General features: G+C 72.8%; 2 protein-coding genes (1 of these 2 cut by a window edge). Both read left to right on the top strand.

Annotated features, from left to right (window positions below; translation table 11 throughout):
- Positions 1 to 8397 carry the 3' portion of an SDR family NAD(P)-dependent oxidoreductase gene (locus tag AB0P41_RS29150; protein ID WP_365935030.1) on the top strand. The gene continues 132 nt to the left of window position 1, outside the view, so only the last 8397 of its 8529 coding nucleotides appear in the window; its start codon lies off the left edge, out of view; the stop codon is at positions 8395 to 8397.
- Positions 8390 to 17317, top strand: a complete 8928-nt coding sequence (locus tag AB0P41_RS29155; protein ID WP_365935033.1) for an SDR family NAD(P)-dependent oxidoreductase — start codon at positions 8390 to 8392, stop codon at positions 17315 to 17317. Before AB0P41_RS29150 ends, AB0P41_RS29155 begins: the two co-directional genes overlap by 8 nt.

A 17317-nucleotide genomic window follows, 5' to 3' on the forward strand; every position in this document is an offset into this window, starting at 1 on the left:
GGCCTCGACTCGATCATGGCGGTGACCATGACGGAACGGATGGAAGCGGACCTCGGCCCGTTGCCCGCCACCTTGTTCTTCGAGTTCGGAACCCCCCGCGAGCTGGCCCGGCACCTGGCCGCCACCCGGCGGTCCGAGGTCGCAGCCCTCGCCGGGGAAGCCGCCGCGTCCCCGGCGGCCCCCGTACCCCCGGCGGCGGCCCCGACCGCCGCACGGCGCGCGGCCCCCCTGCGGCGCAAGCCCCTGACCTCGACGAGGTGGTCGGGACGCGGGACTGGGACGCCCCCCGAGGCCGTCACCCGGCCCCTTCCCGCCCCCTCCGAGAGGCAGGGCCTGGACATCGCGGTCATCGGACTGGCCGGGCGCTACCCGGAGGCCCGCACACTGGACGAGTTCTGGGCCAACCTGGCCGCCGGCCGCGACTGCGTCACGGAGATACCGGCCGAGCGGTGGGACCACCGGCCGCACTTCGACCCGGATCCCGACGCGCCAGGCAAGACGTACAGCAAGTGGGGCGGATTCCTGGACGGGGTCGACGAGTTCGACCCCCTGTTCTTCAACATCTCACCCGTCGACGCCGAGCGGATGGACCCGCAGGAGCGCCTGTTCCTCCAGTGCGTCCACGAGACCGTGGAGGACGCCGGATACACCCCGGACCGGCTGAAGGAGCCGACGGACTCCGGCCGCCCGCCCGTCATCGGCGTCTACGCCGGTGTCATGTACTCGGAATACCAGTTGTACGGAGCCCAGGAGCAGGTCCTCGGCAACCCGGTGACCGTGCCCGGGAACATCTCGGGCGTCGCCAACCGGGTCTCGTACTTCTTCGACTTCCAGGGCCCCAGCCTGAGCGTCGACACCATGTGCTCCTCCTCGCTTACCGCCCTCCACCTGGCGTGCCAGGCCATCAGGTCCGGTGCCTGCGACATGGCCGTCGCCGGAGGGGTCAACGTGTCGGTGCACCCCAACAAGTACCTGCTCCTCGGCCAGAGCCGCTTCGCCTCCAGCACCGGCCGGTGCGAGAGCTTCGGCGAAGGCGGCGACGGATACGTCCCGGGCGAAGGCGTGGGCGCCGTCCTGCTCAAGCCCCTGGACCGGGCCGTGAAGGACGGCGACCACATCCACGGGGTCATCCGGGGCATCGCCGTCAACCACGGCGGGAGGACGAACGGCTACTCCGTCCCCAGCCCGGCCGTCCAGGCCCGGGTGGTCGCCGACGCCTGGCGGGAGGCCGGCATCGACCCGAACGCGGTCGGTTACATCGAGGCGCACGGCACCGGCACCGCGCTCGGGGACCCGATCGAGATCGCCGGACTCACCCGCGTCTTCCGCGCGCACGCCCGTGACGACCGGGGCTGCGCGATCGGTTCGGTCAAGAGCAACATCGGCCATGCCGAGAGCGCCGCCGGAATCTCCGGACTCACCAAGGTGCTGCTCCAGATGAGGCACGGCAAGATCGCCCCCTCGATCCACTCCGCAGAACCGAACCCGAACATCGACTTCGCCGGCACTCCCTTCACCGTCCAGCAGACCCTCGCCGACTGGAGGCGGCCGGTCGTCACCGTCGACGGCGAGGAGCGCGAGCTCCACCGGACCGCCGGCATCTCCTCGTTCGGCGCCGGCGGTACCAACGCCCACCTGGTCGTCGAGGAGTACCGGCCGTCCCCGGGCGGCGCACCGGACCGCGATGCGGCCCCCGGTGGCGTGCCGGTCGTCCTGTCGGCCCGTACCGCCGAGCGCCTGACCGAGAAGGCGGCGCAACTCGCCGACTGGATCGAGCGGAAGGACCTCTCGACCGGAGACCTGCCCGCACTCGCCCACACGCTCCAGGTGGGGCGCGAGGCCATGCGGGAGCGGCTCGGGCTCGTCGTGACCGCGATGCCGGACCTGGTCGTCCGCCTCCGCGACTTCGCCGAGGGACGCCAGGACGCCGAGGGCCTGTTCCGCGGCAGGGCCCGCACCTCGGCCGCCGGCCCGGGCGCCTCCGGCGCGCAGGCCGGCCCGGGCGCCTCCGGCGCGCAGGCCGGGCGGGGCCTCCCGGCGCTGCTGGCGCTCTGGGTCGACGGAGGCCCGGTCGACTGGCACGCCCTGCACGCGAACGGGTGCCCGCCCCGGGTCGCCCTGCCCTCCTACCCGTTCGCCAGGAACCGGTACTGGATCGACACCGCGCGCTCGGCCGCGGCCCTCGCCTCGGGCGGCACGGCGGTACCGTCCGTCCCCGCGGCGGCGGGCGGCGACCGGAATCCGGTCCCCCTCCTCTTCACGGAGACCTGGCAGCCGCAGGCGCTGCCCGACGCCCGCGTGGCCGCCGGTGCGCCGTGCACCGTGGTCTGTCTCAGCCCCGACCCGGCGTTCCGGCCCGGGCCGGCCCGCGCCTCCGGAGCCGGCGACCACTCCGGCGCCGAGGTCACCCTGCTGTTCGTCACGCCGGGGGAGGGGTTCGCCCGGACCTCGGGGGACTCCTACCAAGCCGCTCGCCGCAACCCGGACGACTACGCGCGGGTATTCGAGGACATCCGGGCGCGGTACGGCGCCGTCGACGCCGTCCTGAACCTGTGGCCCCTGGACGACGCAGCGGAACCAGGCTCCTACACCGACACCGTGCACCTCCTCAAGGCGATCGCCGGGTCGGGGCTGCCGGTGGGGAACGTGCTGCAGGCGGGAGAGTTCCGCGACGGCGTCGAGCGGGCGTACGCGGAGTCATGGCTCGGCTTCGACCGCTCCCTCGGGCGGGCGCTGCCCGGCGTGCGGTTCGCCGCGATCCTGGAGGACGCCCGGGACACGCCCGACAGGACGCCCCGCGACCTCTGGTTCGCCCGCCTGTGGGACGAGTGGGCGGCAGGCACGTCCGGCAGCGCGCTCTACCGCGCCGGTGCCCGCCACGTCAGCCGGGTCCAGCCGAGTCCGGACCGGCCCGGCCGGCACCTCCTCAGGCCCCACGGCACGTACCTCATCACGGGGGGCACCGGCGGGCTCGGCCTCCTGGTCGCCGAGCACCTGGCCAGGAACTGGTCGGCCCGGCTGGTGCTGACCGGACGCTCCCCCCTCGACGCCCGCAAGCGGACCGAGCTCGCCCGGATCGAGTCGCTGGGCGGCGAGGTCCACTACCGACAGGCCGACGTCGCCGATCGGCAGGCCATGCGGGAGGCGGTGGCAGCGGCGCACGAGCGCTTCGGCCCGATCCACGGCGCCGTCCACGCCGCGGGAGTCCCCGAGGGCACTTCGCTGGCCACCGCCGACGCCCGGTCCTTCCAGCACGTGCTCTCCGCCAAGGTGGACGGCACGCGCGTGCTCGACGAGGTGCTGGCCGCGGAACCCCTCGACTTCCTCTGTTACTTCTCGTCGACCTCGGCGGTCCTCGGCGATTTCGGCGGCTGCGCCTACGCGGTGGCCAACCGCTTCCAGACGTCCTACGCGCGCCACCGCGACGAGCAGGTGCGCCGGGGAGCGTCGTCCGGAGCCACGGTCGCCGTCAACTGGCCGCTGTGGAACGGCGGCGGAATGGGATTCGACGACGCCGCCGGCATCGAGCTGTACCTGTCCTCCAGCGGACTGCGCCTGCTGGAGGCGGACGAGGGCCTCGTGCTCTTCGAACGCCTCCTTGGCCAGGACCAGACGCAGCAGATCGTCCTGGCCGGCGATCCGCCGCGGATACGGCGCATGCTCGCCACCGACCCCGCGCCGGCGGCCCCGCGAAGCGAGGACCGCCCGGCCGCAGCCCCACACCGCTCCGGCGCGCCCCGCGCGGCGCACATTTCGCACACCGCGGAAAGGCAGGACATGTCAGCCAGCGAGGACACCGGCAGCAGCAGTGCCGCGGACGTCGAGGCGCTGGTCCTCTCGGCCCTCAGGACGGCCATCGTCGAGGTCCTGAAGGTGTCCCGTGAGCAGATCCACGCCGACGAGAACCTCTCCGAGCTCGGGTTCGACTCGGTGAGCCTGGTCAAGCTGGCCAGGGTCCTGGGGGAGAGCCTCGCGATCGAGGTGCTGCCGTCTGTGTTCTTCTCCTACCCCACCCCCGAGAAACTGGTCGCCCATCTGAGCGCGGACCACGGAGCGGAACTGGGCCGACGGCTCCGCCCGGAGGCAGCGGTACCCCTTACCGCGCTCGGGGACCGCACCGCGCTCGGGGACCGCACCGCGCTCGGGGACCGCACCGCGCCGGACACCACTTCGCGGCGCCCGGCCGACACGGAACCGGAGCCCATCGCCGTCATCGGCATGAGCGGCCGGTTCCCCGCCGCCCGGACCGTCGAGGAGTTCTGGGAAAACCTCGCACAGGGCAGGGACGCGCTGACAACCGTCCCGGCGGACCGGCAGGCCGACTGGGAGGGACCCGAGGCCGGGCTGCCGGACCCCGTCCGCTGCGGCTTCGTACCGGGCGTCGCTGAGTTCGACGCCGCGTTCTTCGAGATATCGCCCCGCGAGGCGCGCACCATGGACCCCCGACAGCGGCTGCTGCTCCAGGAGGCCTGGCGCGCCCTGGAGGACGCGGGCTACGGCGAACGCCGGCTGCGTGCCGGAGCGATCGGCATGTTCGTCGGCGCCGAACAGGGCGACTACGCCCAGCTGACCGGGGGAGAGGGCGGCATCACCGCCCAGCACGAGGCGATCATGGCCGCACGGCTGGCCTACCTCCTCGACTTCTCCGGCCCGGTGCTGACGGTCAACACCGCCTGCTCCTCGGGTCTGACGGCCGCCCACCAGGCGTGCGCGAGCCTGCGCGCCGGCGAGTGCGACACCGCGGTGGTCGCCGCCGTCAACCTGGCGACCACCGCGCGCGGCCTGGCCGAGATGGGCAGGTCCGGGATGCTGTCGGAGAGCGGAGTCTGCCGCGCCTTCGACGAGCGGGCCGACGGCATGGTCCTCGGCGAGGCGGTCCCTGCCCTCGTCCTCAAGCGGCTGTCCCGGGCGGAAGCCGACGGCGACCGCGTCCTGGCGGTCATCCGCGGCAGCGGCATGAACTACGACGGCCGCACCAACGGCATCACCGCTCCGAACGGGGCGGCCCAGACGCGGCTCTACCGCCAGGTCTACGAGCGGCACGCCATCGACCCCGAGCGCATCGGACACCTGGTGGCCCACGGCACGGGGACCCGGCTCGGCGACCCGGTCGAGGTGAACGCCCTGAACGAGGCGTACCGGGAGCGGACGGACAAGACCGGTTTCTGCGCGCTGACCTCCACCAAATCCGGTGTCGGCCACAGCCTGGCCGCCTCCGGGCTGGTCAGCCTGATCGCACTGGTCCAGTCGGTCCGGCACGGCGTCGTCCCGGCGAGCCTGAACTGCGAGCAGGACAGCGACTACATCAGCTGGAAGGACAGCCCCTTCTACGTCAACAAGACGGCCAAGCCGTGGCCGGCCGACCCCACCACGGGGACGAGGCTCGGCGCGGTCAGCTCCTTCGGCATGAGCGGGACCAACGTCCACATGGTGGTGGAGAACGTCCCCGAGCCCGTCCGCCGGACCCCGGCCGCCGAGACTCCGGTCCTGCTCCTGCTGTCCGCCAAGACTCCGGAGGCACTGCGGCGCCGCGCCGAGGACCTCCGGGCGGCCCTCGCGCACGGCGAACTGGACCACCGGCGGCTGCGGGACACCGCCTACACCCTCATGGAGGGCAGGCAGCACTTCGCCCACCGCTGCTCCGTCGTCGTCAGCGGTCCCGACGACGTCCTCGCCGCGCTGTCCGCGGCCGGGAGCGGCCAGCAGCACCCCATGGTCGGGCGCGGTGAGGTCCCCCGCGAGCAGGAGCGTTCGCTGTCGGACGTCCAGGCACGGGCACTGCTGGACGTGCTCCGGGCGCCCGAGGTGACGGCGGAGCGGTACCGGGAGGTGTGCGCGGCCCTGGGCGAGCTCTACTGCCGGGGCGCCGTGCCGGACTGGCCGGCGCTGTTCACCCCCGACACTCCCGCCATTGTCTCCCTCCCCGGCTACCCCTTCGCGCGCCCGCCGCATTGGGTCACCGACGGGCGCGGCGCCCCGGCACGGCCGGCCGCGCCTACCTCCGCACCGGCTCCCGCTGCTCCCTCGACGCCCTCGCTCCCTTCGGTCCGCCCGGCACCCCCGGTCGTCGACGTGCGGGAACCCGCGGTGTCGGCCGCTTTGAGCAGCGTCACCGGAAAGCCCCGGATCCGTCTCGCGGACCCGGGCGCCCCGGCGCTCCGGACGACGGCTCCGGCGGGCAAGCCGCGCAACGTCGTGCTTACAGGCACCGGCGAGGCGGCCGGGCGGCCGGCTGCTGCGTCCTCTCCGCCGCCCGCTCCGACGGCGGTGCCGGCCCGGGGCGCCATGTCGGGCCGGTCTTCGCGCGTGCTGCGGGAGGAGTTGCGGGCGGGGCTGGCGGCGGTGCTGTTCCTGTCGGAGAGCGAGGTCGATCCGCGGCGCAATTTCGTGGAGTTGGGGCTTGACTCCATCATCGGGGTGGAGTGGGTGAAGGCGATCAACAAGGCGTACGGCACGTCGTTGACGGCGACGCGGCTGTACGACTACCCGTCGGTGGTGGAGCTGGCGGCCCATGTGGAGCAGCAGCTGCCGGCCGGCCACGCGGCTACCCCGGAGCCGGAGCCGGAGCCGGAGCCGGAGCCGGAGCCGGTGCCTGCTGTCGTGCCGCAGGCGACAGCCGTTCCCCGGACCGAGGTTTCCTCCGCGGTACCTCCCGCCATGTCGGACCGGTCTTCGCGCGTGCTGCGGGAGGAGTTGCGGGCGGAGCTGGCGGCGGTGCTGTTCCTGTCGGAGAGCGAGGTCGATCCGCGGCGCAATTTCGTGGAGTTGGGGCTTGACTCCATCATCGGGGTGGAGTGGGTGAAGGCGATCAACAAGGCGTACGGCACGTCGTTGACGGCGACGCGGCTGTACGACTACCCGTCGGTGGTGGAGCTGGCGGCCCATGTGGAGCAGCAGCTGCCGGCCGGCCACGCGGCTACCCCCGAGCGGGAGCGGGAGCCGGAGCCCGAACCGGACCCTGAACCAGAGCCCCAGCCGGAATCCGAACCCGAGCCGGAGCCCGAACCCGAGCCCGAGCCGGCACGCGAATCGGCCGTCGTGACCGGGCCGGAGCCCGAGCGCGCTCCGCCGGTGTCCGTGGACGCCCCGTCCGCCTCCCCCCGCTCGGACCGCGTGGCGGTGGTCGGGATGTCCGGGCGCTACCCGGACGCGGAGAACCTCCGCGAGTACTGGGCCAACCTCCGCGACGGCCGTGACTCCGTGCGCGAAGTGCCCGCGGAGCGCTGGGACATGTCCCGCTACTACGACCCCCGCCCCGGCCAGAAGGGCAAGACCTACTGCAACGCGATGGGCCACCTGCAGGACGCGGACTGCTTCGATCCGCTGTTCTTCAACATATCGCCGGCCGAAGCGGAAGGGATCGACCCGCAGCACCGCCTGTTCCTGCAGGAGGCGTACCGGGCGTTCGAGGACGCCGGCTACGACCCCGGATCGCTGGGCCGGATGAAGTGCGGTGTCTACCTGGGGATCAGCGGCAACGAGTACAGCTTCCTGGTGTCCGGGAACGACAGCGGCGAGGACACCGTCGCGACGAGCAGCAGCAATGCCATCGCCGCCGCGCGCATCGCCTACTTCCTCAACCTCAAGGGCCCGGCGATCGCCCTCGACACCGCCTGCTCGTCCTCGCTCGTCGCCCTGCACCTCGCCCAGCAGGCACTGGCCAGCGGTGAGATCGACATCGCACTCGTCGGAGGCGTCTCGCTGTACCTGCTTCCGGGCACCTATGTGAGGATGTCGGGAGCGCGGATGCTCTCGGCCACGGGCCGGTGCCGGTCGTTCGACCGGGGAGCCGACGGGTTCGTGCCGGGCGAGGGCGTCGGTGCCCTCGTGCTGAAGCGGCTGAGCGACGCCGAGGCCGATCACGACCACATCCGCGGAGTGGTCGTGGCCTCGGGTACGAACCAGGACGGCAAGACCAACGGCATCACCGCTCCCAGTGCCAACAGCCAAATGGAATTGTTCCGTTCGGTCTACGACAGGTACGGGGTCGATGCCGCGTCCATCGGCTACGTCGAGACGCACGGTACGGGCACAACCCTCGGGGACGCGATCGAGCTCGACGCCCTGAGCACGGTCTACCGTGAGCGTGGCGTCGCCCCCGGGTCGTGCGCGATCGGCTCGGTGAAGAGCAACATCGGCCACACCTCCGCTGCCGCCGGCATCGCCGGTGTGCACAAGGTGCTGCTGGGCCTGGGCCACGGCCTGCTCGTCCCGTCCCTCCACGTGGAGACGCCCAACGAGCTCCTCGAATCCGACGACTGCCCGCTGACCATCAGCCGGGACCTCCAGTTCTGGGAAGCGGGGAACGGCCACGAGCTGAGGCGGGCAGCGGTCAGCTCCTTCGGATTCAGCGGAACGAACGCCCACGTGGTGCTGGAGGAATATCGCCATGCGTGACACGACCGAACACGCCGGATCATCGGCAGTCCTGATCGTCCTGTCCGCCGCGTCGGAAGGGCAGTTGGACACCCGGGCACGTGATCTGCTCGCCTTCGTCGAGGAGCAGCCGCGCCTCGGTCTGTCCGACCTGTCCTTCTCGCTCCAGGTGGGGCGAGCGGCGCTGGAGTGCCGGCTGGCCTTTACGGCCGACTCCCTCGACGCGGTGGCCCGGGGTCTGAGGACCCATCTCGGAGACGACGGCACCGTCGAGGTCTTCCGTGGCCGGGTCGCGGAGCCGTCGAGCTGGGACGAGCAGAGCGAGGAGGACCGCGACCTCGTCCGGTCCCTGATCTCCGTCCGTGCCTGGCAGGGCGTGGCGGAGGCATGGGCCGGCGGCCGTGCCGTGGACTGGGCCCTGGTCCACGCCCCGCGCAAGCCCTTCCGCATTCCGCTTCCCACCTATCCCTTCGCCAAGGAGCGCTACTGGGTGGCGGCGAGCCCCGAGCCCACGCCCGCTCCCGTACCCCCTCCGGCCGGCGGGTTCCTCCCGCCGGCGGACCCGGACGCGGCGGAGTCGGTGGGCAGCCGCCACGGCTCGACCTTCACCGGTGACGAGCTGGTCCTGCGGGACCACTTGGTGCACGGCGTGCGGACGCTGCCGGGCGCCGCGTACCTGGAGATGGCCCTGGCGGCAGTCGCCTCGGGGGGCGGGCCGCTGGGGCACCGCACCGGTGTGGCCCTCGCGGACGTCGTCTGGATGCGGCCGTTCCAGGTCCACGACCGGCCGCGCGAGCTGGAGGTGACGCTCCGACAGGACTCCGCGGACGCGGTCGGCTTCCGGGTGTCCGTCGTCGGCGAGGACGCCGGGCCCGCCGACCTGTGCACGGGCTCGGTGGTGCCGTGCGAGGCGGCACCGGCATCCGTCGACCTCGCGCGGATGCGGGCCGCCTGGGGTGGACGGCGGCGGGACCCGGCCGAGATCTACCCCGCGTTCCGGGCCGCCGGCCTCGAGTACGGCGTGACGTTCCGCGCCATCGACCACCTGCTCCTCGGGGATGCGGAGGCGCTCGGCCGGCTGGTGCTGCCCGAGGCGGCGCGCGCCGGCGCGGAGGGCCTCCGGCTGCCCCCGAGCCTGATGGACGCGGCCTTCCAGACCTGCGCGGGCGTGCTGGCCGGGGAGTCCGACGCCGGGCGGACGGCGTTCGTGCCGTTCGGGGTGGACCGGGTCGAGGTGCTGGCCGCACCGGGCGATGCCCTCTGGGTCTGGGGGCGGCGCGCCGCCCGGGACACGGTGGGCGGGACCACCCGCACCTTCGACCTCGATCTGTGCGACGACACCGGCCGCGTCCTGGTCCGGGTCCGGGGCCTGGCGGTCCGGGCCCAGCCGGGAACGTCGGCCGGGGCGGCCGGCGCTCCCTCCGACGGCGAGGTGTTCGCCACCCCGCGGTGGCGGCCCAGCCCGCTGCCCGACGCGTCCGCCCCCGCCGGTACGAGGGCCGTGGTGTTCGCCGAGCGCGGCGCTCTCGGCGACGGTGCCGCCCCGGGTCCGGACTGCGAGGTGGTGACGTTCGATTCGGAGGCATCCACCCTCGACACGCGGTACACGCACTGCGCCCTCCAGGTGCTGGAAAGGACGCAGCGGCTGCTGCGGGACGGCACGCAGACGAAGTACGTCCTCCAGGTGCTGCTGTCCGGCGGGCCGGAGTCGGGCGTGCTGACCGGCCTGGGAGCGCTGCTTCGGACGGCGGCCCTGGAGAACCCGCGGATCACCGGCCAGGTCGTCGTCGTGGACACCGGGACACCGGTCGCGACACGGCTCGCCCTTCTCGAACGGGAACGGCGCGGCCCCGTCGACGCCGCCGTGCGGTACCGCGGGGGCAGCCGCGAGGTGCTTACCTGGGCCGAGGAGTTCCCGGCCGGGTCGCCCGGCGTGCCGTGGCGGTCCGGGGGCGTCTATCTCGTCACCGGCGGCCTGGGCGGCCTCGGGTGCGTCTTCGCCATGGAGATCGCCCGGCAGGTGAAGGACGCCAGGCTCGTCCTCGTCGGACGCTCCCCGGTGACACGGCAGTCCCGCGGTTTCCTCGGCCGGCTCCGCGCCGCGGGCGCGGAGGTGTCGTACGAGACGGTGGACATCGCCGACCCGGCCGCGGTCAAGGCGCTGGTCGACGGGATCCGCCGCACGGCGGGTGCGCTCCACGGGGTCCTCCACAGTGCCGGCGTGATCGAGGACGACTTCATCCTGAGAAAGTCCGCACAGGAGTTCCGCGGGGTCCTCTCGCCCAAGGTGAGCGGCCTGGTGAACCTCGACGAGGCGATCGGGGACCAGGACCTGGACTTCCTCGTGGCCTTCTCCTCCGGAGCTGCCGTCACCGGGAACGTCGGCCAAGCCGACTACGCGGCGGCGAACGCGTTCATGGACGCGTACGCGGAGTACCGCGCGGGCCTCGTAGCCTCCGGCCGGCGGTCCGGCCGAACGCTCTCGATCAACTGGCCCCTGTGGGCCGAGGGCGGCATGGGCACCGACGCCGACACCAAGACGGTGCTGCGCGACCGCTTCGGGATCTCCCCGCTGGAGCGCGGCGCCGGGATCGAGGCGTTCACCCGCTGCCTCCACACCCACCACCACCAGGTACTCGTCGCCGCTGGGCACACGGACCGGATCAGGAAGACGCTGACGATGCAGCAGGCCAGAGCGCATGCAGAACCCGCGAACGGGACCCCCGCCGTGCCGGCGGAGGCGGGCCGGGACGACGGTCTGCGGGAGTGGACCGTCGAGCACATCACCTCGCTCCTGGCGGAGGTGCTGAAGGTGCCCGCGAGGCGCCTCGATCCGAGCAGCCGCCTGGAGCGCTACGGCATCGACTCGATCCAGGCCGTCAACCTCACCGCCCGGCTGGAGACTTCGTTCGGCAACCTGCCGAAGACGCTGTTCTTCGAGCACCGCGACATCACCGAGCTGAGCAGCTACTTCATCGAGGCCCACGCGGGCCGGCTGCGGGAGCTGAGAGGTGCCGTCCCGGCCGCCGCGGTACCCTCGCCCCCGGTACCGGAGGCGGCGAAACGGTTCGCCGCGCCCGCCGCCCCCCTGCCGGCCCGCAGTCCTGAGGGACCCCCGTCCGCGCCGCGCGTCACGGAGATCGCCGTCATCGGGATGGGCGGACGCTACCCGCAGGCACCCGACCTGCGGACCTTCTGGCGCAACCTCGCCGAGGGCCGGGACTCCGTCACCGAGGTCCCCCGGGATCGCTGGGACGCCGATGCCCACTACCACGAGGACCGCTCCCGACCCGGTACGACGAATTCCCGGTGGGGAGGCTTCCTCGACGACGTCGACCGGTTCGACCCGCTGTTCTTCAACATGTCGCCGCGAGAAGCCGAGTTCACCGATCCGCAGGAGCGCCTGTTCCTGGAGTGCGTCTACGAGACGCTCCAGGACGCCGGGTACACGCGCCAGGACCTGGCCGGACCCTCTCCGGCCGGAGCAGGCGGCAACGTCGGGGTTTTCGTGGGCTCGATGTACGACGAGTACCAGCTCTACGGTGCCACCGAGCAGGCGCTGGCGGCCGGCCGGGCGATTCCCGGCAACGCCGCGAACATCGCCAACCGGGTCTCCTACTTCTGCGACTGGCAGGGACCGAGCCTCACCGTCAAGACGATGTGCTCCTCGTCCCTGACAGCGCTCCACCTCGCATGCCTGAGCCTGCAGGCGGGCGACTGCGAGGTCGCGGTCGCCGGCGGGGTCAACCTCTCCCTGCACCCCGCGAAGTACCTCCTGCTGGGCCAGGCCGGCTTCGCGTCGAGCAAGGGCCGCTGCGAGAGCTTCGGCGAGGGCGGCGACGGCTACGTCCCAGCCGAAGGGGTGGGCGCGGTCATGCTCAAGCCCCTGGACCGGGCCGTCGCCGACAACGACCGCATCTACGGGATCATCAAGGCGACGGCGGTGAACCACGGCGGTCGTACGAACGGCTACACCGTCCCCAACGTGAACGCCCAGGCCGACGTGATCACCCGCGCCCTCGACCGGGCAGGGGTCGACGCGCGCACCATCAGCTATGTGGAGGCGCACGGCACGGGCACCTCGCTCGGGGACCCGATCGAGATCGCCGGCCTGGCCAAGGCGTTCTCCCGTCACACCGGAGACCGCCAGTACTGCGCGATCGGATCGGTCAAGAGCAACATCGGGCACGCCGAGAGCGCCGCGGGCATATCGGCCTTCACCAAGGTGCTGCTGCAGCTCGCGCACGGCCGACTGGTCCCTTCGCTCCACTCCGAGACGCTGAACCCCCACATCGACTTCGCCGACACCCCCTTCCGGGTGCAGCGGGAGGCGGCGGAGTGGCGGCGGCCGGTGATCGACACGCCCGAGGGCCCGCGGGAGTACGCGCGCCTTGCCGGCATCTCGTCCTTCGGCGCGGGCGGGTCGAACGCCCACGTCGTCGTGGGCGAGTACGTTCCGGACGGGGCGGCGGCGTCCGGCGGTCCGACGCAATGGCCGCTGGGTGCGCTCATCGTGCTCTCGGCGCGGACCGGGGACCAGCTGCGCGAGCAGGCCCGGCGCCTGCTGGACTGGGTCCGCGAGGAGCGGATCGGGGACGCCGACGTGCCCGCCGTCGCGGCCACGCTCCAGGTGGGCCGGGAGCACATGGCCGAGCGGCTGGCGTTCCCGGCCGGCTCGGTGGCCGAGCTGACGGCCCACCTGGAGGCCCATGTCGCGGGCGAGGACGACACCGAGGCCTACCGGGGGCGCGGCAGGCGCTCCCAGGACCTCGTCTCCGTCCTGGTCGAGGACGAGGACATGGAACGCACCATCGCGGCCTGGGTGGAGAAGCGGAAGTTCGGCAAGCTGCTCGAACTGTGGACCAACGGGCTGGACCTGCCGTGGCGCCGCTACTACCCGGACGGCTTGCCGCGCCGGATCTCGCTGCCGACCTACCCGTTCGCCCGCAAGCGGTTCTGGGCGGCCGAGGACACCCGGCCCGTGACCGGGCAGGTCACCCGCGAGGCGGCCACCCCGGACACCCCGGCCGAACCGGTGGGCACGCCAGCCCCCGCGCCGCTCACCTTGCCCAAGGCGGCCCCGGCCCCCGCGCCCGCCGTGCCCGAGAAGTCCCCCGCCCAGGCGCCGGCAGCCCGGCGCACCGCCAAGCCGCGCGGCATCGGTCTGGCCCCCCTGGACGGTGCCTGGCCCCGCGCCGGCGGCGGCCCGGTTCCCGCCCGACCCGCCCGTCAGGAATCCACCGCCTCGAGCGCCCCGCTCCCGGCCCCGGTGGAAACGCCGCCACCGGCACCCGCCGCCCCTGACCGGGAGGTCCTGGTGGCCGAGTTGTCGGAAAGCCTCGGCGAGGCCCTGTACCTGCACGACGAGGAGACGGACCCGGACACGAAGTTCATCGACCTCGGCCTGGACTCCATCGTCGGCGTCGAGTGGATCAACGCGATCAACAAGCGGTACGGACTGGATCTGCCGGTGACCCGGCTCTACGACCACCCCACCGTCATGGAGCTGTCGGGGTACATCGTCCGGGAGCTGGCCGAAGGAGGCGCCCCTCAAGGGCGACCCTTTCGTGAAGTGACCGAGCCCGAGGCCGAGCAGGCTCCCCAGCCGGAGCCGGAGCCGGAGCCGGAGCCGGAGCCGGAGCCGGAGCCGGAGGCCGAGCCCAAGGCCGTGTCGGCGGCAGCCGCCCCGGCGCCGGCCCCGTCCGTGGTCGAGCCGCCGGCCGGGTCCCCGATGTCCGGAGCGATCGCCGTGGTGGGCATGTCCGGCAGGTACCCCGGTTCCACGACCCTGGACGAGTACTGGGACAACCTGGCGAACGGCCGTGACTGCGTCGGTGAGGTACCCGCTTCCCGGTGGAGCGTCGCCGACCACTACGACCCGCGTCCCCACCAGGACGGCAAGGTCGACTGCAAGTGGATGGGGCACCTCGACGACATCGAGAGCTTCGACCCGCTGTTCTTCAACATCCCGCCCGCGGAAGCGGAGTCGATGGACCCGCAGCAGCGGCTGTTCCTCCAGGAGGCGTACCACGCCTTCGAGAACGCGGGCTACGACCCGCGTTCGCTGGGAGGCCGCAAGTGCGGGGTCTACCTCGGGATCATGAGCAGCGAGTACGGCATGCTCGCGCAGCGCCAGGGACAGGGGACGAGCGCGGCGGCCACGAGCGGCAGCAATGCCATCACCGCCGCGCGCATCGCCTACTTCCTGGACCTGAAGGGCCCCGCCATCGCCCTGGACACGGCCTGCTCCTCCTCCCTGGTGGCCACCCACCTGGCGACGCAGGCCCTGCGCGGCGGCGAGATCGACATGGCCCTTGTCGGAGGTGTCACCCTCTACCTGAGCTTCGACGCGTACCTCGGCATGTCCAGCGCGGGAATGCTGTCCCCGGACGGGCGCTGCAAGGCCTTCGACAACAGCGCGAACGGGTTCGTGCCGGCCGAGGGCGTGGGCGCGCTCGTCCTCAAGCGCCTCGACGACGCCGTCCGCGACGGCGACCACATCAACGGCGTGGTCATCGGATCGGGCATCAACCAGGACGGCAGGACCAACGGCATCACCGCGCCGAGCGGTGCGAGCCAGCGGGAACTGGAACGCGACGTGTACGAGCGGTACGGCATCGACCCGGCCGCGATCGGCTACGCCGAACTGCACGGCACGGGAACCAAACTGGGCGACCCTATCGAGCTGGACGCCTTGGCCTCGGTCCACCGGGAGTACACGGACCGGACCGGCTACTGCGCCATCGGCTCGGTCAAGAGCAACCTCGGCCACACCTCCGCCGCCGCGGGCATCGCCTCCATCCAGAAGGTGCTGCTGTCCATGCGCAACGAACAGCTGGTGCCGACCCTGCACTTCGACCGTCCCAACGAGCACTTCGACTTCGAGAGCTCCCCGTTCCGCGTCAACACCGAGCTTTCCCCGTGGAAGGCCGAGGCGGACCACCCGCGGCGTGCGGCCGTCAGCGGCTTCGGGTTCAGCGGCACCAACGCCCACCTGGTTGTGGAGGAGTTCACCGGGGACGACGCCGAGCGGCCGGCCGGCGGGCCGCACGTCATCGTGCTGTCGGCCAGGAGCGAGGCGCAGCTGAGGACCTCGGCCGCCCGTCTCGCCGAGCACCTGCGCGCCCATCCGTCGGTGGCTCTGGCGGATGTCGCCCACACCCTGCAGCAGGGCAGGGAAGCCATGGCGCGACGGCTGGCCGTGGTGGCCGCCACACCGGCGGAGCTCCGCGAGAAGCTGACCCGCTACGCCGAGGACGGCGCGGCGGAGGGCGTCCTCACCGGGCTGGCAGGCAAGGGCCGCACCGGTCGCGGCGAGCCGGCCGGACCCGATGCCGCGGACGGACCGCCGACCGCCGCGGAGGCCGAGCGGCTCGCCGCGGCCTGGGTCGGCGGAACGCCTGTCGACTGGGCGCGGCTGACCGGGTGGACACGGCCCCGCCGGGTCCCCCTGCCCACCTACCCCTTCGCGCGGGAGCGCTGCTGGTTCGACGACGGCCCGGGGGACGGGCTGCCCGTGGCGGACCTCCCGGCCCCCGCCGTCGAGGGTGAGCACCCGTCGGCCGCGCCCGAGGGTGCGGACCAGGGCGGTGCGAGCATCCTGCTGGCACCGGTCTGGGACGCCGTCCCCGCGCGGCTGCCGCAGGACCCCGCCCTGCCGCACGGCCGGGTCGTCGTGATCGGCGGCACCGCGGAACAGCACGAACGGATCCGCGCCGTCCACGGCCGCGCCGAACACCTGCTGCTGGAACCGGCGGACACGGCCGAGAGCATCGCCGCGAAGCTGGACGGCGCCGGTGAGGTCCTCGGGCACCTGGTCTGGATCGCCCCGCGGGAGACGGCCGCCGACGACGAGGCGCTGGTGGACGCCCAGGAGAAGGGCCTATACGCCTGCTTCCGCCTGCTCAAGGCGCTGCTGGAGCTGGGGTACGACCGTCGCCCGCTCGACATCACCCTCGTCACCGAGCGAGCTCTGCGGGTCCGGCGTACCGACGTGGTCCACCCGGCCCACGCCGGACTGCACGGACTGCTCGGGTCGGTGGCGAAGGAGTACCCGGGCTGGACGGTGCGCCTCGCCGACCTGGACCCGGACCGCGCATGGCCGGCGGCGCAGCTGTTCGCACTGCCCGCGGCGAAGACCGGCAGCGTGTGGGCGTACCGCCGGTCCCGCTGGTACCGCCAGACGCTCGTACCGGTGCAGGACACCGCCGCCGAGCGCACCCACCGGGCGGTGTACCGGCAGGGCGGCGTCTATGTGGTGATCGGAGGGGCCGGAGGCATCGGCGAGGCATGGACCGAGCAGATGATCCGCACCTGCGGGGCGCAGGTCGTGTGGATCGGGCGTCGGGAGGAGGACGAGACGGTCCGCGCGAAGCTCGACCGCCTGGGCGAGCTCGGCCCCCGGCCGCGCTACGTGCGGGCCGACGCCACCGACCTGGCGGCGCTGGAGAGAGCGTACGAGGAGATCAAGAAGTTCCATCCGGTGGTCCACGGGGTGGTCCACTCGGCGATCGTGCTGCAGGACCGGAGCCTGGAGCGGATGGACGAGCAGCGCTTCCGGGCCGCGGTCACGGCCAAGGTCGACGTGAGCGTCCGGCTGGCCCAGGTGTTCCGCGCCGAGCCCCTGGACTTCCTCCTCTTCTTCTCCTCGATGAACTCCTTCCTGATGGGTCCGGGACAGGCCAACTACGTGGCGGGATCGGTGTTCGAGGACGCCTACGCCCACCGTCTCGGCGCCGACCTGGACATTCCCGTCAAGACCATGAACTGGGGCTTCTGGGGCACCGTCGGCGTCGTCGCCGCACCGGAGTACCGGGAGCGCATGCAGAGGGCGGGGGCGGGCTCGATCGAGCCCGCGGACGGTATGGCCGCTCTCGACGTCCTGCTTTCGGGCAGGTTCGACCAACTCGGGCTGATCAAGGCCCACGGGGGTAATTCCTGA

Origin of the sequence: Streptomyces sp. NPDC079167 (assembly GCF_040686735.1) — a bacterium.
GTDB lineage: Bacteria > Actinomycetota > Actinomycetes > Streptomycetales > Streptomycetaceae > Streptomyces.

Bases quoted from the DNA above. Each gene is read 5' to 3' on its own strand.
- AB0P41_RS29155 (WP_365935033.1), top strand. From the start codon at position 8,390: ATGCGTGACACGACCGAACACGCCGGATCATCGGCAGTCCTGATCGTC.